This window comes from Bradyrhizobium sp. URHC0002, from assembly GCF_054059515.1.
Window position 1 is genome coordinate 562,006 of sequence record NZ_JBSSCF010000001.1, and the last position, 24,475, is coordinate 586,480.

At 63.0% G+C, this 24,475-nt stretch carries 25 protein-coding genes; 10 read left to right on the forward strand and 15 right to left on the reverse strand.

Annotated elements, in window-relative coordinates; translation table 11 throughout:
* The first annotated feature begins 34 nt into the window (after positions 1–34).
* Both ACVWVY_RS02805 and tcuB read left to right on the forward strand, forming a co-directional pair.
* Positions 35–1,066 carry an esterase gene (locus ACVWVY_RS02805; RefSeq protein WP_456632082.1) on the forward strand — a complete coding sequence of 344 codons (1,032 nt, stop codon included), beginning with the start codon at positions 35–37 and terminating at the stop codon, positions 1,064–1,066.
* Between the two features lie 29 nt (positions 1,067–1,095).
* Positions 1,096–2,208, forward strand: coding sequence for a tricarballylate utilization 4Fe-4S protein TcuB (tcuB, locus tag ACVWVY_RS02810; protein ID WP_456624944.1), 1,113 nt, complete (start codon positions 1,096–1,098; stop codon positions 2,206–2,208).
* 226 nt (positions 2,209–2,434) lie between these two features.
* Here the strand turns inward: tcuB and ACVWVY_RS02815 are convergent, their stop codons facing one another.
* Together ACVWVY_RS02815 and ACVWVY_RS02820 are read right to left on the reverse strand one after the other, a co-directional pair.
* Positions 2,435–2,971 (reverse strand): PRC-barrel domain-containing protein, encoded by a 537-nt coding sequence (locus ACVWVY_RS02815; RefSeq protein ID WP_456624945.1) that lies wholly within the window; start codon positions 2,969–2,971, stop codon positions 2,435–2,437.
* 343 nt (positions 2,972–3,314) lie between these two features.
* Positions 3,315–3,488, reverse strand: coding sequence for a DUF3606 domain-containing protein (locus ACVWVY_RS02820; RefSeq protein ID WP_456624946.1), 174 nt, complete (start codon positions 3,486–3,488; stop codon positions 3,315–3,317).
* Between the two features lie 294 nt (positions 3,489–3,782).
* Here ACVWVY_RS02820 and ACVWVY_RS02825 point away from each other — a divergent pair, with 294 nt between their 5' ends.
* Both ACVWVY_RS02825 and ACVWVY_RS02830 read left to right on the forward strand, forming a co-directional pair.
* Positions 3,783–4,055, forward strand: coding sequence for a hypothetical protein (locus tag ACVWVY_RS02825; protein ID WP_456624947.1), 273 nt, complete (start codon positions 3,783–3,785; stop codon positions 4,053–4,055).
* 208 nt (positions 4,056–4,263) lie between these two features.
* The gene (locus tag ACVWVY_RS02830) at positions 4,264–4,473 is read left to right on the forward strand and encodes a hypothetical protein (RefSeq protein WP_456624948.1); all 210 of its coding nucleotides are present in this window, start codon (positions 4,264–4,266) and stop codon (positions 4,471–4,473) included.
* Positions 4,474–4,660: 187 nt separating this feature from the next.
* On the opposite strand, the gene ACVWVY_RS02835 is transcribed toward ACVWVY_RS02830, so the two are convergent.
* Complete coding sequence (locus tag ACVWVY_RS02835; protein ID WP_456624949.1) at positions 4,661–5,251, reverse strand: DedA family protein; 591 nt, start codon at positions 5,249–5,251, stop codon at positions 4,661–4,663.
* A 465-nt stretch (positions 5,252–5,716) separates the two neighbouring features.
* Here ACVWVY_RS02835 and ACVWVY_RS02840 point away from each other — a divergent pair, with 465 nt between their 5' ends.
* Entirely contained in the window at positions 5,717–6,061 is a 345-nt protein-coding gene (locus tag ACVWVY_RS02840) for an EamA family transporter (RefSeq protein ID WP_456624950.1), read from the forward strand.
* Between the two features lie 22 nt (positions 6,062–6,083).
* On the opposite strand, the gene ACVWVY_RS02845 is transcribed toward ACVWVY_RS02840, so the two are convergent.
* From ACVWVY_RS02845 to ACVWVY_RS02860, 4 genes are all read right to left on the reverse strand, one after another.
* Positions 6,084–9,479, reverse strand: coding sequence for an AAA family ATPase (locus tag ACVWVY_RS02845; RefSeq protein WP_456624951.1), 3,396 nt, complete (start codon positions 9,477–9,479; stop codon positions 6,084–6,086).
* Between the two features lie 193 nt (positions 9,480–9,672).
* Entirely contained in the window at positions 9,673–10,086 is a 414-nt protein-coding gene (locus tag ACVWVY_RS02850; protein ID WP_456624952.1) for a Rieske (2Fe-2S) protein, read from the reverse strand.
* Positions 10,086–11,189, reverse strand: a complete 1,104-nt coding sequence (locus ACVWVY_RS02855) for an amidohydrolase family protein (protein WP_456624953.1) — start codon at positions 11,187–11,189, stop codon at positions 10,086–10,088. The genes ACVWVY_RS02850 and ACVWVY_RS02855 overlap by 1 nt, the downstream gene beginning before the upstream one ends.
* Positions 11,186–12,271 carry an amidohydrolase family protein gene (locus ACVWVY_RS02860; RefSeq protein WP_456624954.1) on the reverse strand — a complete coding sequence of 362 codons (1,086 nt, stop codon included), beginning with the start codon at positions 12,269–12,271 and terminating at the stop codon, positions 11,186–11,188. The genes ACVWVY_RS02855 and ACVWVY_RS02860 overlap by 4 nt, the downstream gene beginning before the upstream one ends.
* Positions 12,272–12,431: 160 nt before the next feature.
* Between ACVWVY_RS02860 and ACVWVY_RS02865 the strand changes: the two genes are divergently transcribed.
* The 3 genes from ACVWVY_RS02865 (at position 12,432) to ACVWVY_RS02875 (ending at position 14,892) form a co-directional block, all read left to right on the forward strand.
* Entirely contained in the window at positions 12,432–13,412 is a 981-nt protein-coding gene (locus ACVWVY_RS02865) for an MBL fold metallo-hydrolase (protein ID WP_456624955.1), read from the forward strand.
* A 6-nt stretch (positions 13,413–13,418) separates the two neighbouring features.
* On the forward strand, positions 13,419–13,901 hold the full coding sequence (locus tag ACVWVY_RS02870; RefSeq protein ID WP_456624956.1) for a CinA family protein: 483 nt from the start codon (positions 13,419–13,421) through the stop codon (positions 13,899–13,901).
* Positions 13,902–14,004: 103 nt separating this feature from the next.
* A complete protein-coding gene (locus ACVWVY_RS02875) occupies positions 14,005–14,892 on the forward strand; it encodes a hypothetical protein (protein ID WP_456624957.1) in 888 nt (295 codons plus the stop codon).
* Between the two features lie 179 nt (positions 14,893–15,071).
* Here the strand turns inward: ACVWVY_RS02875 and ACVWVY_RS02880 are convergent, their stop codons facing one another.
* The 3 genes from ACVWVY_RS02880 to ACVWVY_RS02890 form a co-directional block, all read right to left on the reverse strand.
* Positions 15,072–16,382, reverse strand: a complete 1,311-nt coding sequence (locus ACVWVY_RS02880; RefSeq protein ID WP_456624958.1) for an HlyD family type I secretion periplasmic adaptor subunit — start codon at positions 16,380–16,382, stop codon at positions 15,072–15,074.
* A complete protein-coding gene (locus ACVWVY_RS02885) occupies positions 16,379–18,124 on the reverse strand; it encodes a type I secretion system permease/ATPase (RefSeq protein ID WP_456624959.1) in 1,746 nt (581 codons plus the stop codon). The genes ACVWVY_RS02880 and ACVWVY_RS02885 overlap by 4 nt, the downstream gene beginning before the upstream one ends.
* A 141-nt stretch (positions 18,125–18,265) precedes the next feature.
* Complete coding sequence (locus ACVWVY_RS02890) at positions 18,266–19,081, reverse strand: acyl-CoA thioesterase domain-containing protein (protein WP_456624960.1); 816 nt, start codon at positions 19,079–19,081, stop codon at positions 18,266–18,268.
* A gap of 146 nt (positions 19,082–19,227) precedes the next feature.
* On the opposite strand from ACVWVY_RS02890, the gene ACVWVY_RS02895 reads away from it, so the two are divergent.
* Entirely contained in the window at positions 19,228–20,103 is an 876-nt protein-coding gene (locus tag ACVWVY_RS02895; protein ID WP_456624961.1) for a LysR substrate-binding domain-containing protein, read from the forward strand.
* Between the two features lie 6 nt (positions 20,104–20,109).
* Here ACVWVY_RS02895 and ACVWVY_RS02900 read toward each other — a convergent pair whose 3' ends face one another.
* Positions 20,110–20,379, reverse strand: a complete 270-nt coding sequence (locus ACVWVY_RS02900; RefSeq protein WP_456624962.1) for a GlsB/YeaQ/YmgE family stress response membrane protein — start codon at positions 20,377–20,379, stop codon at positions 20,110–20,112.
* A 205-nt stretch (positions 20,380–20,584) separates the two neighbouring features.
* On the opposite strand from ACVWVY_RS02900, the gene ACVWVY_RS02905 reads away from it, so the two are divergent.
* Positions 20,585–20,758 (forward strand): hypothetical protein, encoded by a 174-nt coding sequence (locus ACVWVY_RS02905; RefSeq protein ID WP_456624963.1) that lies wholly within the window; start codon positions 20,585–20,587, stop codon positions 20,756–20,758.
* Positions 20,759–20,812: 54 nt separating this feature from the next.
* Here ACVWVY_RS02905 and ACVWVY_RS02910 read toward each other — a convergent pair whose 3' ends face one another.
* Genes ACVWVY_RS02910 through ACVWVY_RS02925 form a run of 4 tightly spaced genes read right to left on the reverse strand, consistent with a single transcriptional unit; the run spans position 20,813 to position 24,475 of the window.
* Positions 20,813–21,796, reverse strand: a complete 984-nt coding sequence (locus tag ACVWVY_RS02910; RefSeq protein WP_456624964.1) for an ABC transporter ATP-binding protein — start codon at positions 21,794–21,796, stop codon at positions 20,813–20,815.
* A complete protein-coding gene (locus ACVWVY_RS02915; RefSeq protein WP_456624965.1) occupies positions 21,793–23,205 on the reverse strand; it encodes an amidase in 1,413 nt (470 codons plus the stop codon). The genes ACVWVY_RS02910 and ACVWVY_RS02915 overlap by 4 nt, the downstream gene beginning before the upstream one ends.
* Complete coding sequence (locus tag ACVWVY_RS02920; protein WP_456624966.1) at positions 23,202–23,399, reverse strand: hypothetical protein; 198 nt, start codon at positions 23,397–23,399, stop codon at positions 23,202–23,204. The genes ACVWVY_RS02915 and ACVWVY_RS02920 overlap by 4 nt, the downstream gene beginning before the upstream one ends.
* Complete coding sequence (locus ACVWVY_RS02925) at positions 23,396–24,475, reverse strand: ABC transporter ATP-binding protein (protein WP_456624967.1); 1,080 nt, start codon at positions 24,473–24,475, stop codon at positions 23,396–23,398. Before ACVWVY_RS02925 ends, ACVWVY_RS02920 begins: the two co-directional genes overlap by 4 nt.

Below are 24,475 nucleotides of genomic sequence, written 5' to 3' on the forward strand. Positions count from 1 at the left end.
CGGGGAGCGGGAGACAACAACGATGGGAGGATTGATGATGCGGCTTGCGATTGTTTCTGCTGCGGCAGTTTTGATGGGCGCAACCCTGGCCCACGCCGCCGAGCCGATCGCGCTGCGCGATATGGGCTCGTTCCATGTCGGCGGGCGCCTCGTCGAAATCTCGGGCAAGCCGGTCAAGGAAGTCACCTTCACCCCCGGCGGCGTGCCTGCAAAAGTCGATCCCAACGGCACCTATCAGGTCGAGCAGATGTACGTGCAGTATTTTCTGCCCGCCAACGAGAAGGGCGCGTATCCGCTTCTGATGTGGCACGGCGGTGGCCTCACCGGTGTGACGTATGAGACGACGCCGGACGGACGCGAGGGCTGGCTGAACTATTTCCTGCGCAGGGGCTGGGCCGTCTACAATTCTGACGCGGTCGAGCGCGGCCGCGCCGGCTGGGCGCAATACCCCGACATCTTCAAGAGCGAGCCGGTGTTCCTCACGACCGCCAATCCCTTCGAGCGGTTTCGTATTGGCGACGGCGCGGGCTCTTACGACCCCGATCCGGCCAAGCGCAAGCTGGCGCCGGGCAGCCAGTTTCCGAACGAGGGCTATGAGAATTTCGTCAAGCAGAACGTGCCGCGCTGGACCACCACCGACGACGCGATCATCGCCGCCTACATCGCCGAGATCGACCGCGTCGGTCCCTCCATCATCCTGTTCCACAGCCAGGCCGGCAGCTTTGGCTTCAAGGTGGCGCAGGCGCGGCCCGACAAGATCAAGGCGCTGATCGCAATCGAGCCGGCCGGCCTTGGCGATCCCGCCAAGGTCGATGTCTTGAAAAACATCCCGACGCTAATCGTCTACGGCGACTACATCGAGAAGGACTCGCGCTGGCCGAAAATCCGCGCCAACGGCATCGCCTTTGCGGACGCCATCAAGGCCGCCGGCGGCAGCGTCGATGTCGTCGACCTGCCGCAGGCCGGCATCAAGGGCAACTCGCACATGGTGATGATGGACAAGAACAATGCCGAGGTCGCCGCCCTGATCCAGAAGTGGCTCGAAGGCAAGGGGCTGACGAAGTAGTCGGGGTCGATCGGAGCAGGAAGCAGCGAATGCACGGAACGCGAATTCTGGAAGAGGCCGACCGGCTGATGACGGTCTGCAATTCCTGCCGCTATTGCGAGGGGCTGTGCGCGGTGTTTCCGGCGATGGAAATGCGCCGCGCGTTTTCCGACGGCGACCTCAACTATCTCGCCAATCTCTGCCATTCCTGCGGCGCCTGCTACACCGACTGCCAGTTCTCGCCGCCGCATGAATTCAACGTCAATGTGCCGAAGACGCTTGCAGTGGCGCGGGCCGAGTCCTACGCGGCCTATGCCTGGCCCCGCGCCTTCGCGGGCGCCTTCGCGCGCAACGGGCTCGTCATCAGCCTCGTTGCCGCGCTCAGCGTCGCCGCGTTCATCATCGGCTTTGCCGCTCTGCACGACCGGCAGGTGTTGTTCGGTACGCATACCGGCCCCGGCGCGTTCTACAAGTTGATGCCACACAACACGATGGCTGCCCTGTTCGGCGCGGCGTTCCTTTATGCGATCGTCGCGCTGATCATGGGCGTGCGCGCGTTCTGGCGCGATATCGGCGAGCCCGTCGGCATGAAGACCGATATGGGCTCGCTGCTACAGGCGATCCGCGATGCCGGCGAATTGCGCTATCTCGATGGTGGCGGGGTCGGCTGCTTCAACGAGGACGACCGCCCGACCGATCGTCGCAAGCTGTATCACCATTTGACGTTCTACGGGTTTGCGCTGTGCTTCGCCTCGACCTGTGTGGCGACGCTCTATCACTATCTGCTGGCGCGCGCGGCGCCGTATGCATGGTGGGATCTGCCCGTGGTGCTCGGCACACTCGGCGGCATCGGGCTCTTGATCGGCCCGATCGGCTTGCTCCGTGAACGATGGAAGCGCGATCCCGTGCTGGTCGATGAAGCCCGCTACGGCATGGATATCGCGTTTATCGTCATGCTGCTTCTCACCGGCCTGACCGGTCTGGCGCTGTTGATCCTGCGCGAGACGGCCGTGATGGGCCCGCTGCTGGCACTGCATCTCGGCGTGGTGTTCTCGCTGTTCATCACCATGCCCTATGGCAAGTTCGTGCATGGCATCTACCGTTTCGTCGCGCTGGTGCGATACGCGAGGGAGCGCAAGGCGATGCATGGGGCGCCCGAGTAAGGCCGGCGGCCTCTCGAAGTCATTGCGAAGTTGCGACGCATACTCCACCGTCATCCCCGCGCAGGCGGGGATCCAGTACGCCGCGGCTTGTCGGGTCGATCATCGCTGTCTCTGGAATACTGGATCACCCGCCTTCGCGGGTGATGACGGCTGAATATGCCGCGGCTCACGAAAAAGGCCCCGTCGCAACGGGGCCTTTCATTTCCAACGAAGCCGCTAGACGAGCTTAGTTGTAGTCCGAATATTTGAACTGCGGCAGTGCCTTGAGCTGGTCCTTGTTGCCGCTCATCACGGCATGATCGGGAGTCCAGTCATTCGCCGTGTTCGCACGTGCCGTCGTGGTCGCGGTGGTGCTGGCCGGCGCCGTGGCTGTGCCGGTCGTGGTTTCGCGTGTCGTGGTCGTGGTGGAGCTGGTGCGGACGGGTTCCTCGATAAACTTCAGCTTGTCCATGGTAACGGCGATGTCGTGCTCGCCCATCCCCAAGAAGCCGCCGACGCCGATAACCACGGCGTTCACCTTGCCGTCCTTGTCCAGGATCAGTTCATTGATGTCGCCGAGCTTTTCATTGGCCTCATTATAGACGTCGAGGCCCATGAGCTTGGACGCGCGCCATTTGCCCTTGAGCATCATCTTGTCGGAACTTGCAGCCGGGCTGGTGGTCGCGGCCGGTGCAGTACGATCGACAGGCTGGGCCGTCTGCGCATAAGCCGCGCCGCCAACGATCGCGGTGCTGAGAAGTGCGACGGCAACGAGATTCTTCATGTTAGTCCTCCAGAAAAAGTGACTGTGTTTTCGGAGAACGGGTCAGAATGATGAATGTTCCACGAGATTGACGCTTTCGTCATGGCGCCCGTCCCTCTGCTGCCAAGCCACCGTCTCATCGGGAGAGCGAGGAAACAAACGTCGGTCCGCGCGTTGAAGCAACGGCTCATGCCGGGTGACAACCGGCCACAGCGGAGAATGATGAACGCGGCAATTTTGCCGGCTTCTTGCTGCGACATCAACGCATCGGTACGCGCTGACATCTAACCCGTTCCCGGCGTGATCGCCCACTCCGCCGAGCGACAACGGCCCCGCGGTATCCCATGCCGTACAGCTTCGCTCGTCAGACTCCCAATTCCTTGCGAACGGCAGCGGCCGAGTTTCCGACCTTCTCTACAGCTCGTTGCAGTTGGTCCTTTGAAACACCGAGCGCCTTCAGCCAACACTTGACCTCGAAATTCTGGCTCATGTTGATCTTGCTGCGATCGGGCTGATCTCTCTTCGTCAGGTTATCCATCTTCCGGTCTCTCCCTGGCCGAGAGGGAAACGTGGTCACGATCGGCCGGTTCCTATGAAGCGCCGTCCTCACGGCTCAAAGTCGGCGCAGAACCTCGGCAGGTCCGGAATGTCGGTCCTTAACCATCATGGGCCGTCGTTCGCGGCCCTTTCGAGTCGCAGCAAAACGTTCGGCAACGGCCCAGTTTTCGTGTTTGCAGCCGGAACGGACTGAAAATCACCCGGTTAGCCCTGAGCGTTTCTGATCTCAGAGAGCGAAACAGAAGTCCGGAAATCCGTAAGCATCGAGGCGACAATGGCCAATGCAAAATTCGAACGCGCTCGTGCGCGAGCGCGACTGGCGTTGATCGCGCCGGCGGTTGACGAGGTCACGGCCGCCTATTTCGACGGGCAGGTCGAAAAGGTTTTACTGGAAGCCAAACAGCGCGAGGAAAAATCAGACCAGGAGTTGATAGCAACGCTGCTCGATGTCGTCGCGAGAAAATACTTCTCGCTGAGCGTAACTGACCGTGATCCCCAGCGAACCCCGGATGTCCGTCCGCCGGGTCCCATCCAGACGAAATCATGAAACTCGCAGCAGGCTGACTGAAGGCCGAACAACATCTGTTCCTCAGCCGCTAATTTGACTCACCGGAACGTGACCGCGTTGCGCTTCGCAGGGTGCGAATTGATGCACGAATGCGCGCTTTTGATCTCGCATTGGCGCTCACCAGTACCTATCTGTGATACAGGTAGGAAATTCGCCCCAAGGATAACTCCGATAAAGGAGCCATCTAATGGCGAACGTACTAACCACTGGGGCCTGGCTTTCTGCTCCGAACAAAAAATCCTCATTAGTCGCACGATTATTGCGCGCCTACGCCGAATCGAATCGGCGACGGGCTGACCGCGTCGTCGAGCAGTACATTGCCACCCACGGGCTGCAAAAGATGTCTGACGATGCAGAGCGACAAATCAGCCGCTTGCTTGTCAAGGCGGGTCAATAGCCATGGTCACACTCATCATCATCCACGTAGCAATCAAGCTCGCACGTTTTGGGAAAGAGGTCGGTGAGACGTGGCGCGAAACGCAGCGCCTTCGTCGCACCCTTGCCGGCCCAATCGAGGAATAGCGGACATAGGGTGGGCGCGGCGCAGATGCGCCTTCGCCCACCCTGCGGCTATCAGCAGCCGCTCAGTATCGCTGCACGATCTGATCGAGCTTCCTGCTGAGCAACCAGGACAGGCCCAGAAACGCGACCAGCATCACGATGCCCAGGCCCGAGGAGGCATTGTTGATGGATGCCTCCGAGAATTGACCGAAGGCATAGCCGGCCGAGACAACGGCGCCGGACCAAAGGCCGGCAGCCACGAAGTTGAGCGCCAGGAAAGTGGACCAGGGCAGCCGCGATATCCCGTAGGCAAACCCCGCCAGCCCGCGGACACCGTGCGGGAAACGATGAAACAGGATCATCCAGACATAGTGACGGTCCGTCAGACGAACGACGGTCTGCACGGTGCGCTCGAACCGCGGAAACCGCTTGAGCAAACGAGCGCCATAGCGCCGTCCAATCCAGAAGCGAATGACATCGCCTGCGAAACTGCCGAACCAGCACACCACGATAAGCGTGCCAAGATCCAGCGCGCCCGAATGCGCCGCGTAACCCGCGAACAGCGCAAGCAGCAGGCTATGCGAGGCCGCGTAGGCAAACATGAAGCTGTAGGCCGCATCGCCGTGTTGGCGGATGAGGTCGAGGAACGAGGTCAGATCCGTCGGAAACAGCAAAGTAAGCCCACCCGCTCGTGGAACGTTCCCCCCAGAAGAGTGGGTTCGGCCTGAACGCTAGCACTCCGCGGAAGGACACGAAAGCCAATAGGCAGGCTCGCGGTTGCCGGCTCTGCACGCCGAGCGTGTTTGCCGGTAAGGCGATGCCTACAACGGGTCAGACGCACACTCATTAATCGAGGCTGATTGATGCGGCTTGATCGATGCCCGCCATGCCCCGATAGCGACCAAATTCCAGCGCGCGTCTGACATCTCTTCGTTGGCTCACGGTAGCGGTAGTGCAGAACAAGCTTATGCGTCCCTGCGTGTGAAATTCAGCCGTGCCGCCACCGATCATCACGGCCCCGCCGTCTATTCCGACCTCCGCATGCATCAACGAGCCATCCGCCCAATCGAACCTGCGTAAGCGGACATCACCAAACGCGTCCTAGCGGCGGCGCCGTCGGCAGTTGCGGATGAACGCCTATGACCGCCTTCACGCTTTTCCTCTGCCTGTTCTGCCAGGTCCTCGTCGTTGCCGGAAACCTCCTGCTCAAGCATGCGATGGCCGGCATGGACGGACAAGACCGATCACGGGTTCAGACCGGCTTGTGGCTCTTCGCCGGCATCGCGCTGTTCAGCCTGTGGTTCTTCCTGTGGCTGGATCTGCTGGGCAAATATGAGCTCAGTCAACTCTACGCCTTCGAGGGTCTCGCGCCGGTTTTCCTGATGGCTAGCGCCTGGCTCTTCCTTGGGGAGAAGGTGCCGCTGCGCGGCTGGATCGGCGTCAGCCTGATCGGCGCAGGGCTGATGCTCGTGGCAGCGGCCTAGGACGCATCACCGGATGGCCTGATCAATGAAGCTCGCCGAGCAACGCCTTGGCCTTTCGAAGGTCGCCTGTGTCAAAACCTTCGGTGAACCAATCGTAGATGGGGGCGAGAAGGTCACGTGCCGCTTGCCGTTTACCCTGCTCGCCCAAGAGCCGCGCCAGGCTCATGGCCGCGCGCAACTCCCATGACTTTGCCCGCTGTGCGCGCGCAAGGCTCAGGGAATGCTCGAAATACGCCTGCGCTTTCGCGACGTCCCGCTGCGGCGACTTGAGCGCGATTTCACCGGCAACACGATGAGCCTCAGCCTCGCACCATCTTTCCTTGGTTGCCTGCATCGCCGTCATTGCCTCGCCGACGCAGCGCCAGGCGTCATCAAATTGGCCTGAATCGGCGTGGGCGATCGCCAACATGAATTCCTGCTCCGGCGTAAATATCGTCGATCCGGCCGATCGCCATAAATCAATACCCGACGTGACGATCTCGACCGCCTTCGTGGCTTTCCCCGTGAGGGTCAGGATATAGCCCCGCCGCAACACGCCTTCCGCCTTTCGGAACGTGGCACCTTTCTCCTCGGCTAACGCAACAAGCTCTTTGAGATGTTCGTCTGCCGAGTGGTAATTCCCGCAATAGGTGTTAACAAGAATGGGGAAATTCAGCGTGAACATCAAAGTGGCAGCATGTTCAATCTGGCGCGCCTCCATGAGTGCGCGGTCGGCATCCCTGAGCGCAGCCTTGGGATAACCGAGCAGCCACAAGGCCATTGAACGAAAGGCCAGGCACGTTACCCGGAGGTCCTGACCAAATCGCGTCATCAATCGCCGGTGCTCGGCGGGGCGGTAAAGGGCGAGCGCTTCATCGTAGTGCGCCCTGGCCTCAACGAGGTTCCCCATCAGCGCGAGCGTACTCGCCATGGTGCGGTGTCCGATCATCAGCGGCACCGTCGCTCCCTGCTTCTCGCCAAGCGCCAGAAACCGCGCTGCGAGCTCTCGCGCAACGTCACCATTGAAGTTGATGAAATTGACGATCCACTGGCCAAAGAGAGCTGAGAGCAGCAACGAAGGGTCATCGGGAGGTTCTCCGAGCCGTTCCGCTTGCTCGATCAACGCTCTCACCTGGGCTACGGCAGCTTTCGTTTCAGGCGCGCCATAGCCTTTGACATGCATGAGCGTGTTCAAGAGCGCGACTTGTAATGTGATCTGCTCGCGGCGCAGGTCGGACGTAGAGGGCAAGGTTGCGATTTGCGCCAGAGCCTGGCCAAGTTGTTCTGCGGCTTCGACCAGCGCCGAACGCTCCTGTGAGCGCTGTCCCGCCTTGCCCCACAGGCGCGCTGACTTCTCGATGAGGTCGGCCTTTGTGTAGTGACGCGCCAGCAGCTCGGGCTGGCTCTCGGCGATTTCTGCGAACTGGCTTTGGAGGATTTCGGCGATGCGCGCATGCAGCGTGCGCCTCTGCTCCCGCAGCAGCGTACTGTAGGCGACGTCCTGCACCAGCGCATGCTTGAACAGGTAGTTCGCGTAAGGCGGGGTGCCGTGTCGAAACAGCAAGCCCGCCGCAATGAGCCGGTCGAGGTCGGAGTCCAGTTCTTCCTTTGGCTTTCGCACAAGCGCGGCCAGCAACATGTGGGGAAATGCCCGGCCGATCGCCGCGCCAACCTGCGCCACGTTCTTCGCCGGCCCGAGCCGATCGAGCCGCGACATCAGCGAAGCCTGCAGGCTTGCCGGAACCGCCACTACAGGCGTCGGCGCCCCTGCGCAGACGCGCTGTGCGTCACTCTCGCCCTCCGCGTCCAGCACCGCCTTGGTCATCTCCTCGGCGAACAGCGGAATGCCGTCGGTGCGCTCGATGATGTCCTGGCGGATCGCCGCCGGCAACGATCGGCTGCCGACGACCCCCTCGATCAGGAAGTGGACGTCGCTCGACGCCAGCCGATGGAGGCTCAGTTCGGTCACGTGCGGCCGTCCAATCACGGGCGGTCTGAATTCCGGCCTGAAAGTAACCAGTATCAAGAGTCGGTGGTTCACGGCTAGGTCCACCGTCCGCGCGAACAATTCGAGGCTGGTTGGATCCGCCCAATGCGCATCCTCGAAAATCACCAGCACGGGATTGATCCGCGCCAGCGCCTCGATTTGCGAATCAAGCGCCTTCAGCGTCTTCTGGCGACGGAGCTGCGGCTCAACTTCAACCGGAGGGTAGCGTCCATCGTTGGGCAGCGACAGCATTTCGGCAAACAGCGCCGCATCCTGGGGCGGCGTCGAACTTTGCGCCAGCAGCGCGTCAAGCTTGTCCGCTTTCACTTGCTGGCTGTCGTCGTGAGCAAAGCGCGCGGCGCGCAACATCTCGCCGATCACCGGATAGAGCATACTGTCGGTATGCTGCGGCGAGCAGAAGCAACGCAGGCGGATGTGCGGCTCGCGAGCAAGCTGCTCCAGCAGCGCGACGGTAAGCCGTGATTTGCCGATTCCCGCTTCACCGGAAAGCAGCACCACCTGACCTTCGCCACTCTTGGCCCGCTCCCATCGGCGCAGAAGCAGCTCTATTTCTTCATCACGACCGATCAGCGGCAGCAAATCGCTACCTTGGAGCGCATGCGATCGGCTGGTCACTGCTGTCCTGCCTGCGACTTGCCAGGCAGCGACTGGCTTTACGAATCCCTGGATCTCGACTTTACCGAGATCGAGATACTCGAATTGTCGTCCCGCGATCGTCTTTGTGCGATCCGAGATAATGACGCCGCCGGGTTGTGCGAGCGACTGCAGCCGGGCGGCAAGATTCGGGGTGTCGCCGAGGATGCCGTGCTCCTCGGAAATCGCGCTGTCCGACATATCGCCGACAAGCGCGACGCCCGTGGCAACACCGACGCGCGCGTTCAATTTTTCTTTCATGGGGAGGGCGGCGACCGCCTGCACCAGTGCGAGGCTGGCTTGAACAGCGCGCTCCGCGTCGTCTTCATGCGCATGGGGATAGCCAAAGTATGCCACCGCACCGTCGCCGTGATGTCGCGCGACAAAGCCGTCGAACTGGGCAACGGTTTCAGTGATGCAGCGCCGGTAGCCGGCGATGATTGCGCTGAAGTCTTCGGGGTCGAGCCTCGCGGAGAGCGCAGTCGATCCGACCAGGTCGCAAAACAGTACCGTAAGCTGCCGGCGCTCGATCGGGCGCGAGGCCCGCACCGTCGGTACTACCGCGGGAGAATCGACGCGCAATTTGGTCCCGCAGTCGCCGCAAAACTTGTTGAGGGCTGGGTTTGCCGCGCCGCAGGCCGCACAGCGCCGCACCACCGCCGCTCCGCAGTGCCCACAAAATTCCCTTTGCTCCGGGACTTCGGCTGCGCAATTCGTGCAGTACATCCGGACCTCGCGGATATCAATAACACCATTACACTGCGCCAGAAGTCGAGCGTTTGATGTGAGCTTGGTCACAACTCCGGGTGATCCGTCTCGAGGTTCCGTTATGGATCATTCGCAACAGGCGCGAGTCGACGACAGGCCCGGCGATGTCCGCCATGTCACCGAAAGCGGAAGTCAATTCAGCACTGGCGGCAGCGCCACTGGCCAGTTCGGGTGAATCGGACGTGGCCTTGGCCCACCCTGCGAATCTCGCAATGACGCCCGGCTACAAATCCACTACCACGTAATCGCTCTCGACCGACACGGCGAGCGTCTCCGCCACATACGGCCCCTTCACCACGCTCGATCCCGGCTCGACATTAACCGGATAGGCGCGGGCGCGAAAGCGTTTGGGGTCGCAATAGGATTGGCCGGTGCGGATGTCGAATTCCCAACCGTGCCAGGGGCAGCGGATGATCTCGCCGAGTCTGGTGTATTCGATCTCGCCGGGATCGGAGGATTGCGCGAGCCCGATCAGCGGGCCCTCGCACAAGGCCGCGCCCTGGTGCGGGCAGCGGTTCAACAGGCCGAAAAACTCGCCCTTGATGTTGAAGATCGCGATTGGCCGGTCGTCGATGGTGAGGAATTTTCGCGACCCCGGCGGCAACTCGTCCACCGGGGCAATGACGTGTCGAACCATCAAGATATCCCGTACAGCTTCTTCGCGTTGCCGAGATAAAACGCTTCGCGGTTGGCATCGCTGACACCGGCCGGCAACACGCGCGACGGTTCATCGAAATCCCAATGCGGGTAATCGGTGGCGAACAACAGCTTGTCCCAGCCGATCCATTCGATCACCTGGAACAGATGATCGCGTCGCTCCGGGTCTTCCATCGGCTGCGTGGTCCACCAGATGTGGTCGCGGATGTATTCCGACGGCTTGCGCTTGAGATACGGCACCTCGCTGTGCAGCCGCTCGAAACTCTTGTCGAGCCGCCAGCCGAGCGACGGCGCCCAGCCGAAGCCGGCCTCGATCATGACCATCTTTAGTTTCGGATAGCGCTCGAACACGCCTTCGAGCACCAGGCTTGCGAGGACGGTCTGCTGGCACTGCGCGTGCCCGACCATCTCCTCAATGTAGAAGCTCGGCCACCCCGACGGGGTCAGCGGATTGCCGCCGAAGCCGAAGGCATGGATACCGACCGGCAGGCCGATCTCCTGCGCCGCTTCGTAAATTGGCCAGTAGCGGCGCTGGCCGAGCGGCTCGACGTTGCGGCTGAGCAGCAGCACTTGAACGAAGTTCTTGTCACCGGCGCGCTTGCGGATTTCGGCGGCGGCGGAAACACCGTCTTCATTGGCGACGACGATCGAGCCTTTCAGGCGGGAATCCTTGGCTGTCCATTTCTCGATCTGCCAGTCGTTGATCGCGGAGCAGATCGCGCCGGCCATATCCTGGTTGCGCAGCCCCTGCCCGCTGTTGAGAGGATTGAGCACGCCGAGGGCGACGTTGTAGGGATCGAGCAGCTGCTTCTGCATGAAGGACAGCGAGGAACCCTGTGGTCCGCCTTCCGGCGGCCAGGCGTCGCGGCGCGAGGCGTTCGGCTGCGCCTTCGGATAGGGCGGGCCCTCCATCATGCCGTGATAGGCCTGCTTGCCATAGACCTCGAGGTGCTCATGCCAGCGCTTGGCCATAAATGGAAAAAGTTCGGCGTTGGTGGCGCGCGCCGGATGGATGTCGCAATCGGCGATCGCGGTCTTGACGCTGACGGACGCTGACGGCTCGGGACGGAACTGCACATTCATGGCGTCGTCTCCTTCATCGCCGCCTGACCGAGGCGGCCATAGGTCGCGAGCGGATTGTCGATCATGATCTTGCGCACAAGATCGGGCGACAACCCCGGCGGCAGCACCTCGTCGCCGTCGAATTGCCAGTGCGGATAGTCGGTCGAGAATAGGAGCAATTCGTCCGACTGCATATGGTCAAACAGGCGGTTCAGGGTTGCCGGATCGGGCGGCGCATCGACCGGCTGCAGCGAGAAACGGATGTTGCTGCGCACAATCTCCAGCGGCGCGCGATCGACCCACGGCGTTTCCATCCGTATACCGCGCCAGAACTTGTGCAGCCGCCACAGATAGGCCGGCAGCCAGGTGAAGCCCGATTCCAGCATCACCATCTTCAGACCAGAGTGACGGGCGAACACGCCTTCCACGATCAGGCTGGTCAACTGAGTCTGGAACGCGGTGGCCTGGGCGACATAGTCCTCGATATGGTAGGAGCCCCAACCGACCGAGGTCGGCGGGTTGTGATAGGCGCTGCCGGCATGGATGCCGATCGTCAGCCCCAGCCGTTCGGCGGCCGCGTAGATCGGCCAGTAGGCGCGCTTGCCGAGCGGCATGTCGCCCATGACCAGCATCAGCACCTGGACGAAGCGCTTGTCGGCGGCGCAGCGCTCGATCTCGGCGACCGATTTTTCGACGCTTTGGGTGGGGATCACGATCGAACCCCGCAACCGCGCATCCTTGTCGAGCCACTCCCTGGCCAGCCAGTCGTTCAAGGCGCGGCAGAACGCATCCTGCATGTCTTCGGAGAACACCATCTGCACGCCATACAGGGGATTGCAGATGCCGTAGGCCGTGCCGAACCGGTCGAGTGCCTGCTTCTGCATGTCGGCGAGGTCTGAACCCGGCTTGCCCTGCCCGGGCCGCCAGTCCGGCCGTGACGAGATCGGCGAATTGGTCGGATAGGATTGCGACACCAGGTCGGTCATGCCGCGCGTCGTCACCTGGTCGCGCCAGTAGTCGTTCATGTAGGGCAACAGACTGGTCAGATGAGGAACGGCGGGATGCAGATCGCAATCCACGCCGCCGGGAAGCGGCGACGTCATGATGTTTCCTCGTTCGCGAGCGCGGTCTCACGGCATCTTGTAGACCTCGCCGCTTGGTTCGCTAACCGTATTCAAGCAGGCTGGTCTGCAGCCCGCAACTCGGCAAACGCTGGTCCCCTGTGCTAGGAAAACATGGGTAAGGGCTTTGGGGAGATTTTCGATGAATAGGATGGGACGTACGGCGATTGTCTTAACCCTCTTGCTGGCCGGCAGCGCATTCGCGCAGCAACAACCCCCAGCCCCGCCCGCAGCGCCCCCGCCGGTCGATTTCTCCAAGGTTGAGATCAAGACCACCGACCTCGGCGACAACGTCTACATGCTCGAAGGCCAGGGCGGGAACATCACCGTGGCGGTGGGGAAAGCCGGCATTATCATGGTCGACGGCCAGTTCGCGCCGCTGCACGACAAGATCAAGGCCGCGATAACAACCATCTCGAACCTGCCGATCAAATATCTGATCAACACGCATTATCACGGCGACCACACCGGCGGGAATGAAGGCTTTGCCAAGGACGGCGCCGTCGTCGTTTCCGACATTAACGTGAAGAATCGCCTGGCGGAGGGAACCACCAACGGACTGACCGGCGTCAAGACGCCACCGGCCGCGGCAGGCGCGCTGCCGACCAAGACCTATGCCGGCAAGATGTTCAAGATCAGGCTTCCCGGCCGCGTCGCCGATCTCCACCACATCGCGAACGCCCATACCGACGGCGACACTTACGTCTGGTTCAAGACCGCCAATGTGCTGGCGACCGGCGACACCTTCACCAACGGCCGCTATCCCAACATCGACTTCGCCAATGGCGGCAACATCAAAGGCATGATCGCGGCGACCGACGCCTATCTCAAGCTGACCAACGCCAAGAGCCGCATCGTGCCGGGCCACGGCCCGATCGCCGACAAGGCGACGCTGACCGAATATCGCACCATGCTCATTACCGCGCGCGACCGCATGGCGGCGCTGGTGAAGCAAGGCAAGAGCGAAGACGATGTGGTGGCGGCCAAGCCATTCGCCGATCTCGACAAGAAATGGGCGCCGACGGAGTTGGCCTCCAAGAATTTTATTCGCGTCGTCTATCATTCGCTCGCGGACAATACCGACAAGAAGACAGTGCTGAAACGAATGCTGCGCCGGGGTTGAAAGAACATGAATGAGCTTGTGACCATCGCCGAAAAGATTGCCGCAAAGCTGATCGCGCGCAAACAGACGATTGCAGTTGCGGAATCCTCAACCGGCGGCCTGATCTCGGCGGCGCTGTTGTCGGTGCCGGGCGCATCGGCCTATTTCCTCGGCGGTGCTGTGGTCTATACCCGCGACGCGCGGCGGCTGCTGATGGATATTCCGGATGAAGCGATGAAGGGCATCCGTTCGGCGTCGGAGCCCTACGCGAAACTGCTGGCAGGCCAGGTCCGCCAGCGATTTGCGACGGATTGGGGATTATCGGAGACGGGCGCGACGGGCCCGACCGGCAACCGTTACGGCGACGCCGCCGGGCATAGCTGCATGGCGGTGGCAGGGCCGTCACTAACGGTGTTCACACTGGAAACCGGCAACAATGATCGGCAAGCCAACATGCAGGCATTTGCGAAGACGGCACTGAACCTGCTGCTGGAGAATTTGTCGAAGTAGATTCGTAGGGTGGGCAAAGCGAAGCGTGCCCACCATCTTGATCCGTTGAATGAATGGTGGGCACGCTACGCTTTGCCCACCCTACGAATGTCGAGGAATCGTCATGCAACAATTCGACCGCGCCGCCGAGGATCTCGGCAACTCGATCCATTTCGAGCATGTCAACGTCACCATCCCCGATCAACGGCTGGCGACGCTGTTCTATATCGCCGGCCTCGGGCTGACCCGCGATCCCTACCTGATGGTGTCGGACACCAACATGTGGGTCAATGTCGGCAGGAGCCAGTTTCATCTGCCCGACGGCGCGCCGCAGGTGCTGCGCGGCCATACCGGCATCGTCATCGCCGGCCGCGAGGCGCTGCTGGAGCGGCTGGCGTCGGTCGCGAAGAAACTCGAAGGCACCGCCTTCGCATTCACCGAGCATAACGACCACGTCGAGGCCATCTGCCCCTGGGGCAACCGCGTGCGCTGCTATGAGCCGGACGCCGCGCGCTTCGGGCGCATCACGCTCGGCATTCCCTATGTCGAGTTCGATGTGCCGGCAGGTACCGCGAAAGCAATCTGCGCCTTCTATCCCGCGATCATGGGGATGCAGGCCGAACTCCTGAACGGCGACGGCACTGTCGCGCGGGTCACGGTCGGCAAGGATCAGTATCTGCAGTTCCGCGAGACCGACCAGCGCCAGCCGGAGTTCGACGGGCATCACGTGCAGATCTACATCACGGACTTTTCGGGCCCCTACCGTCGCCTGCGGGAGCGCGGCCTGATCTCGCAGGAGGACAACCAGTATCAATACCGCTTTCGCGACATCATCGACCTCGATGGCGGCAGGCATCTGTTCACGGTCGAGCACGAGGTGCGCAGCGCCACGCACCCGATGTTCATGCGGCCGCTGGTCAACCGCAGCCCGGCCGAGACCAACCGCACCTACGCGCCCGGCCATGAGCAGTGGGCGTGGGCGATGGGGCCGGATGAATATGACAGAAGGTAGGGATCGTCGCTTCCCATACAACGGCCGTCATACCCCGCGAAGGCGGGGTATCCAGTACGCCGCGGCCCCTCGATTCAATAGCTGCCGGCTCTGGAACACTGGATCACCCGCCCCAGTGCGCAATTGCGCACAAGGCGGGTGATGACAGCGGAGAGCTGCTTTAACAGCGGCGGACGCCCTCACCTCTCCCTGAACGAACGCATCAACTGGTCGCTGAACGGCTTCATGAGATAGGACATCATGGTGCGGTCGCCGGTTTGCACGAAGGCTTCCACCGGCATGCCCGGGATGATCTTGACGTTGTCGCCGAGGCGGGCGACTTCGGCCGGCGGCAGCGAGACGCGGATGGTGTAGTAGCTCTGGCCGGTGCGCTGCTCGGTGGTGACGTCGGCAGAGACGCGGGTGACGACGCCGTTCAATTCCGGCGTGGTGCGCTGGTTGAAGGCGGATAGCCGCAGCAGCGTCTTCTGGCCGATCTGCAGCTTGTCGATGTCCTGCGGATTGACCTTGGCCTCGACCGAGAGGTCGTCGGCCCGCGGCACCACCATCATGATGGCGTCGCCGGCGGTGATCACACCGCCCACGGTGTGTACCGTCGACTGCAGCACGACGCCGTCCTGCGGCGCGCGGATGTCGATGCGGCGCAATTGATCCTCCGCGGTGACCTTGCGCTCGACGAACTCGCCGATCTTGTCGTTGGTCTCGCGCAGATCCTTGGAGACTTCGCTGACCACGTCCTTGTCGACCTGGATGATCTGCAGTTCGGTTTCGGTGATCTTGCCCCGTGCCTGCGCACGCGAGGCGATGTATTGCGCACGCTCGCCCGCCAGCCGGGCGAGGTCGCGCTCCAGCACCGTCAGGCGCGAGATCTGGATCAACCGCTGCTCGTAGAGCAGGCGGACGCCGATCAGTTCCTTTTCCACCAGCGCGATTTCTTTGTCCTTGGCCTGTTCCTGCGCCGTCAGCCCCGCGATTTCCTCGTTGAGCTGCGCCACCCGCTCGCGCAACTGCGATTTCTGCCCAGCGCGCCCGAACACGCGGACCTCAAACAGCTTGGTTTCGCTCGCCATGACGTCACGGACATCGGGGTCGTCGACGCGATCGGTCAGCTGTGGGGGAAACTTGATCTGGTCGAGACCGCGCTGCTCGGCCTCCAGCCGCGCCGCGCGCGCCCACAATCCGTTCAGCGTCTTGACGACGATGGCCAGACTCGCCTTGACCACGGTCTCGTCGAGCCGCACGACGATGTCGCCGGCCTTGACGATATCGCCGTCGCGCACCCTGACCTCGCCGACCACGCCGCCGGTCGGGTGCTGCACCTTCTTGACGTTGGAATCGACCACCACAGACCCCGGCGCAATCAGCGCGCCCGAAATCTGCACCGTCGACGCCCAGCCGCCGAATCCGCCGGCGAGCACCAGCATCAGCGAGAGGCCGACGATCAGATGCCCGCGTATCGAGCGATGCGCGCCTTTCAGCTCGGCGGTCATGATTTTTTCGCAGCTCCCGCTTCGGACACGATCTTGATCGGCGTCGGGGGTGCCACGCGCTGCAGCACCTGGCCGAGCACGGTTTCCTTCGGCCCGAACGCCTGCATGCGGCCGTCCTTCAAGACCAGCAATTGATCGACCGCCTCGATGCCGATCGGCCGGTGCGCCACCACGACCACGATGGCGCCCCGCTCGCGCGCGCCGCGCACCGCACGTGTCAGCGCCTCGTCGCCCTCGCTGTCGAGATTGGAGTTCGGCTCGTCGAGCACGACCAGGAACGGATTGCCGTAGAGCGCGCGGGCCAGCGCCACGCGCTGGGCCTGGCCGGCGGAAAGCGCCGTGCCCTGCTCGCCGATCTGGGTATCGTAGCCCTCGCGCATCTTGATGATCATCTCATGCACGCCGGCCTCCTTGGCGGCGGCGATGATCGCTTCCGACTTCGCTTCGGAATCGAAGCGGGAGATGTTCTGCGCCACGGTGCCGGCGAACAATTCGACATCCTGCGGCAGATAGCCGATGTGGCGGCCGAGCACGTCCGACGACCATTGGTCGAGCGCCGCGCCATCGAGCCGTACCTTGCCGCGGGCCGGCATCCAGACGCCGACCAGCGCGCGAACCAGCGACGATTTACCCGATCCGCTCGGACCGATGACACCAATGCCGGTACCGGCCTCGGCGGCGAAATTGACGTCCTGCACGATGACGCGCTGGTCACCCGGTGGCACGATGCTGACGGCCTCGACCGACAGCCGCTTCGACGGCGCTTGCAACAGCGTCTGTTCATTCGCCGCCGGCACTTGCTGCAGGAGCTTGGCGAGGCGATGCCAGCTCTGGCGCGCGGCGACAAAACCCTTCCAGTGGGCGATGGCGAGATCGACCGGCGCCAGCGCCCGTGCGCTCAGGATCGAGCCCGCGATGATGATGCCGGCGGTGGCTTCCTGGTGGATCACGAGATAGGCGCCGACCGCAAGCACCGCCGATTGCAGCATCATGCGCAAGACTTTTGCGACCGCCCCCAAGCCGCCCGCGATGTCGCTGGCGCGCTGGTTGCCCGCCAGATAGGTCTCGTTGGCCTCGCTCCAGCGCCTGGTCAGGCGTCCGGACATGCCCATCGCGACCAGCACTTCGGCGTTGCGCCGGCTGGTGGTGGCCAGATCGTTGCGCCGCGCGGCCAGCGTCATCGCCTCTTTCGCCGGCGTACGCGACAGGAACTCGGTGATCAGCGTCAGCGTCACCAGAATGACGGCGCCGGCCAGAGCGGTGACGCCGAGCAGCCAGTGAAACGCAAAGCAGATCGCGAGATAGAACGGCAGCCACGGCAGATCGAAGAACGCACCCGGCCCCATGCTGCCGAGAAACGACCTGACATTATCGAGATCGCGCAGCGGCTGCAGGCCCTCGTTGCGGCTACCCACCAGCAGCGGCAGCCGCACCACGGTTTCGAACACACGCGTGTTGAGGGCTTCGTCGAGCGCGGTTCCGATGCGGCCGAGAACGCGACCGCGGATCAGATCGAGGCCGCCTTGCGCGATGTAGAGGCCGCCGGCGAGAATCACCAGACCGACCAGGGTCGGTACGCTGCGGCTTGGCAGCACGCGGTCGTAGACTTCCAGCATGAAAATCGAGCCGGTCAGGTACAAAAGATTGATCATGCAACTCATGATGCCGACGCCGATAAAGGCGTTGCGACAGGCGCGCAGCGCGTCACCGAGCTCGGAGCGCCGGACGGGAGCGGCTGCCATTAATGCGTTTCTCTTCAAAAGGATAAGGTACGTGCTTCGTTTTAGCGATGTTTTTGGACACCGTCCATTTTAAGTCACGTTAACCTGCATCCAATTCACCACCATGAAACGGGTGGAGACGGAAGTCGCACGTTTGGGCAGCTAATTTGATGCCGGCGCCAGACTCTGGGCGGGCTGGGGCTTCGTTTGGTGCGGAAACGGCACCAGGATCACGGACATCGAGACCCGGCCGATCTCGCCGTTGACATCGAGCAGGACGCCGCTTCCGACGCCCAACCCGCCTGCCGGCCGCCACCTCGCCTGGGCGCGAATACCGACCCATTCGCCTTCCGGCTGGCGGAACAATTGAACCGTCAAATTGGGGTTCGGATCCGCCACCACATCGCTAAACGGCCGGGCGATGCCATGGGTCCAGTCCGCCGGTCCCAGCCCTGAGGACAGTGGCGCCTTCGATAAGGACCCCGCGCCGGCGATAATCGCATGATTCATGCGAAACCAGGCGACGCCGTCACCTTCGCGGGCCTCCATGGCATCCATGAACCAGGGCCGGCCATGTGCCGCCCGCCTTGTGCGCACTGGAAACCGGGTGGGATCGGCGGTTTCGCCCGCGGGCTCGATAAAGCCGGGGACCTCGACTCCGCGTTCCCGCGACAATGTCACCCGCACAGTGGCGCAGGGCTGGTCCTCATTGGCCGGCCACAATGTGTTGTCGATCACACTTACGCGGCCGCCTTCGGTGAGGACGGAAAGCTCTGTCCGCAATTCCGTCATCGGGGTCGGCCGCAGGAACCAGGCCGACGATGCGATCGCCGTGCCCCATTTGCGCTTCTCCGCCAACGCCTCGACTTCCGCCGTCAGCAGGCTTGCGACCGCGCCGCCCTGCAGGCCGGCAAAGGGGCCGGCGGCGAGCGTCGTGGGTTGCCAGCGATTGGGGCCGGCGGGCTCGAAGATGGCCAAGGCTGCGATATCCTGAGATGAGGAATATTGAACGTTGGGCAAACTGGCGGAAGCTCGCGCACCCTACAAAAGGGATTTCTTCACCTCAGATGAATGCTATTCAACCCTCGGAAGCCCCGCCCTCTCCGCCCCGCGCGATCCCGCCCTTGACCGCCTTGCTGGCGTTCGAGCGCGCCGCTTCGCAACTGAGCTTTCGCCGCGCGGCGCGTGACCTTTCGCTCAGCCCGTCGGCGATCAGTCATCAGATCCGCGGGCTGGAAGAGCAGTTCGGCACCAAACTGTTCGTGCGCGGCGCGCGTTCGGTGCGGTTGACGGCCGATGGCGAGCGTTATTTCGCAAAAGTTTCGGCCGCGCTGGCGGCGCTGCAGGACGCCAGCCGCGACATGCTGCGGCATCGCCGCGATGCGCACGCCGAACTCTGGATCAGTTCACTGCCGTTCTTCACTTCAGCCGTGCTGATCCCGGCGCTGCCGGAGTTCAAGCGGCGCCATCCGCAGCTTACGCTGCGCATCGAGGCTACGCACCAATATGCCGACTTCAATGCTTCCCGCGTCGACGTCGCGGTCCGCTATGGCCGCGAGCATTCCACGGGACTGAAATTCGAACCGCTGGTCGCGGTGAAGGGCCTGCCGGTCTGCGCGCCCGCGCTTGTCAAGGCTGGACTGAAACAGCCGGTAGATTTGTCACGGCAGGTTCTGATTCATCTGACGACCCAGCCGCGCGCCTGGCCGGCCTGGCTCAAGGAGGCCGGTCTTCAACATCTCAGCCCACGCGGGCATCTTTGGCTCGACAGCGTGCCGGCGATGCTGGAGGCCGCCGAACAGGGCCTTGGTGTCACCTTGGGAATGTCGCCGCTGATCAAGGCGCGGCCGGGCTTTGGCAAAAGGCTAATCGCGCCCTTTGCGTTCGAGGCCACCCATAGCGAGACGATCTACCTCGTCTCCCGCACCGAACAGGCGCGCGACCGCCGGATCGCTGCGGTCCGACGCTGGATTGTGGAAACAGTTGGCCGCGCGATATAGCGCGCGCTACATTCGCCCGCCGGTCCGGATCAGCCGCACGATCAGCAGCAATATGACGGCGCCGATGGTGGAATAGACGATCTCGGAGATCAGCCCGCTGCCGATACGAATGCCGAGCTTGGGAAACAGCAGGCTGGCGAGCAGCGCGCCGGCGATGCCGACCAGGATGTCGCCGATAATACCGAAGCCGGTGCCGCGCACGATCTTGCCGGCCAGCCAGCCGGCGACCAGTCCGACAAACAGAACAACGAGAATGCCTTCGTTGGAAATATACATCTGACGTCCCCCCAGGATTTGCCGCGCCGGCAAGGTGACAGCCTATCCCATTATTGTCCGATGTGACGAGCCGCAATCCGCGCGCCGTCCAACTGCGCCGCGAAGTGAAACTTTTTTACGTCACATGCGTTATGTCGGGATGAAGAATGGCGATATTTGGTATGTCACTTTTGGTCCGCACAAAGCGGACGAGACTGCGGAGAGCATGGCCCGCTCGACCCGTACCTTCAAATCGGAGGTCGACGCCAAGCTGTTCGCGATGCAGATCCTGTCCAAGGGACTGACGGCGAGCGCGGGCACGCTCAATCCCCATCAGCCGAAGCAGATCGTGGGACCGGCGCAGATCGAGACCTGGGCCGATCCGGGACTGGGTGGCTGAAGGCTTGGTCATGGCCGGGCTCGACGAACTGAGCTCCAGCCGTTTCCTCAATTCTCAGGTCGCAGCAATAAATTCCGCCGGCTCGGCCAGCACACAGCGCGCGGTTCGATCCGGCGATACCTGCACATTGAGCGGCAAGCGTTCGCTGCAGCGCGGTTGCGCGTAACTGCAGCGCGGCGCGAACGAACAGCTCGCGGGCGCCTTGTCGAGCGATGGCGGCGTGCCCGGGATGGTCTCGAGCCGCTGGCCGCGCTTGGCGCCGTGGACGGTCGAGGCCAGCAAGCCCTTGGCATAGGGGTGAACCGGTGAGCGCACGATGTCGCGCAAGCGGCCCTGCTCCACGATCTGACCGGCATACATCACGGCGACGCGGTCGCAGATTTCGATGGCGACGCCGATATCGTGGGTCACGAAAATCACGGACATGCCAAACTCGCGCTGCAATTCGCGCAACAGCAGCAGGATCTGGATCTGCACGGTGGCGTCCAGCGCCGTGGTTGGCTCGTCGGCCAGAAGAATCTTCGGCTTGCAGGCCAGCGCCAGCGCGATCATCGCGCGCTGCCGCATGCCGCCGCTCATTTCGTGCGGATAGGCCTCCAGACGGCGCTTGGCGGAGGGAATGCGCACGACCTCAAGCATTTCCAGCGCGCGGGCCGTCGCCTCCTTCTGGCTCTTGCCTTCGTGGCGCATCACGCTTTCCGCGATCTGGTGGCCGATCGTGTAGACGGGATCGAGCGCCAGCGCCGGCTCCTGGAAGATCATGGAGACGGTCTGGCCGCGGAAGGCCGACAGTTGCTCCTCGTTCATCGCCAGCACGTCGCGGCCCAGAACCTTCACAGTCCCTGAAATCTGCGTCCGCTTCCGCGGCAACAGCCGCATCAGCGCGCGCAGGGTCACGCTCTTGCCTGAGCCGGATTCGCCGAGCAAGCCAAGCACCTCGCCCTCGCCCAGCGAGAGCGAGATGTCGTTAACAGCGTGAACCGTGCGCTCGCCGGTGAAGCGGATGTTGAGGTCGCGGATTTCGACGAGATTGCTCATGCCAACCTGGGTACCCTTTGGTGATAGTCGGTGGCGCGCTGGAACGCCGCGCCGATCCGCACAAGCCCCGCCTCGTCGAAGGCGCGGCCGATCAGCTGCATGCCGACCGGCAGGCCGCTTTTGGTGAAGCCCGTGGGAATCGAAAGCGACGGCAGGCCGAGATAATTGATCGGGCGCGTGAAGCGCGTGATCCGCTGGATCACGGCTTCCGCGTCGTGGCTGTTGCCGACGTCGCTCTCGGCAATGGTCACTGCGGGCATCGGCGCGACCGGCGCGATCACGGCATCGGTACCTGTCACTGCCGCCAGGTACGCGGCGAGCGCAGGACCACGCCAGCGCATCGCTTCGAGATAGGTCACGGCCGGAATCGCGAGCCCGTTCTGCAGCCGCATCAGGACCTGCGCGCCGTAATCCTGCGGCCGTTCGATCATCCAGCGCTTGTGGAAGGCAGCCGCCTCGGTGGCGAGCACGATCTGGCAGGCGGCGGTGAGCTGACGCTGGTCCGGCAGCTCGACCTTGACGATTTCGGCGCCCTCCTTCGTGAGGGTGGCGATGGTCTCGTCGAGCACCCGCGCCACCTCGGAATCGAGATCGTCGACATAGAAGGCGGTGGGCACGCCGATCTTGAGGCCTTTGAGCGAGCCTGTGGTCGCGGCCATGTAATTCGGCACCGGGAACGTCGATGTAGTCGGATCCTCGGAATCGGCGCCCGCCATCAATCCGACCAACAGCGCACAATCCTCGACCGTTTGCGCGAGCGGGCCGACCGTATCAAGCGACTGCGACAAGGGCATTGCGCCGGCGCGGCTGATCAGGCCGACCGTGGTCTTGAAGCCGGTGACGCCGCAGAAATGCGCGGGCATCCGGATCGAGCCGCCGGTATCGGAGCCGAGCGCGGCAAAAGTCAGCCGCGCGGCGACCGCCGAGCCGGAGCCGGACGATGAGCCGCCGGTGATGTGATCGATGTTCCAGGGGTTACGCACCGCGCCGTAGTGCGGATTGTGGCCAGTCGGGCCGTAGGCGAACTCCACCATCTGCAGCGAGCCGAGCCTGACAGTGCCGGCGTCCTTCAGCCGCTGCAACGCGGTCGAGGTCGTCGTCGCGACGAAATCGCGGCGGATTTTCGAGCCGCAGGTCACGACCTTGCCGGCGTCGTAATACATGTCCTTGTGCGCCAGCGGCACGCCGTGCAGCGGGCCTAGATTCTTGCCCTTGGCGAGCGCGGCATCGGCGACGTCTGCAGCCGCGAGCGCCTCGTCCGCATCGATCGACATGAAGGCGTTGACGCGCGGCTGCCATTGCGCGATCCGGTCGAGGCAGGACTGCGTCACCTCGCGCGAGGAAAATTTCTTGTCCGCGATCGCTTTCGCGACCGACACCAGCGACATCAGGGCCGGTTCGCCGCTCATTTCGACACCTTCTCGCGCTGCACCAGCAGAAAGCTCGCAGGCTCGAGATCCATCGGCAGCGTGCCGCTAACGGGCGCAAAGCCATCGAACGCCGGGCCGATGGAATTGGCGATGCGCGCGGAGACTTCAGAATCCTGCGGCACGCCGGCGATTTCGGTCATTGCCTTGACCTGTTTGGGATCGGGTCTTGTCATGCGGCGTTTACTCCCATGTCATTTTCTTTGGCCGGTGCGCGGCTGTGCCCGGAGCCGGCAATGGCCATGTAGCACGCCGCCTGGTGGCCCATTGTATCGACATCGCTGAGTTTTGGCGTCGCATTTGCGCAGAGCGGCTCCGCAAACGGACAGCGGGTGTGAAACCGGCAACCGGGCGGCGGGTCGATCGGATTGGGAGGATCGCCCGAAATCGGCGGCGTCTCGGTGCGGTTATCAGGGTCGGACGACGGCATGGCTGCCAGCAGCGCCTTCGTGTAGGGATGCGCCGGCGCATCCCAGACCTTGTCCACGGGGCCGAGTTCGACCACCTCGCCGAGATACATCACCAGCACGCGGTCACTGATGTAACGCACAACGTTGAGGTCGTGGCTGATGAACAGATACGTGAGGCCGAACTCGCGCTTCAGGTCCGCCAGAAGATTGAGCACCTGGGCCTCGACCGATTTGTCCAACGCCGACACCGCCTCGTCGAGGATCACGAGGCGCGGCGACAGCGCCAGCGCACGCGCAATGTTGACGCGCTGGCGCTGGCCGCCGGAAATCTCGTGCGGATAGCGGTTCGCAAAAGTCTCGGGCCGCAGGCCCACCTTGCCGAGCAGTTCGCGCGCCAGCGCGCGCGCGATGCCATCGGCCATGCCGTGAACTTTTGGGCCGAACGCGATCGACTCTTCGATGGTCAGGCGCGGGTTCAGCGAGGCGTAGCTGTCCTGAAACACCATCTGCATGCCGCGGCGCAATTCACGCAGCGACAGCGCGCGGCCGACCTGCATGCCGTCATAGACGATATCGCCGGCATCGCGCTTCATCAGGTGCATCAAGAGCCGCGCGGTGGTCGACTTGCCGCAACCGGATTCGCCGACGATGCCGACGGTTTCGCCCTTGGCGATGGAGAAGGAAACGTCATCGACCGCGCGCACGGTTTTACGCGGGCTGAACAGATCGCCGCGCACCGGAAAATGCTTGGTCAGGCCCGTGACCTGCAGCAGCGGCTGCGCCGCGCCGCCGACGTCCTCGACCGGCTCCAGTACTTCGACTGACTGATACGTCTCGTTCAT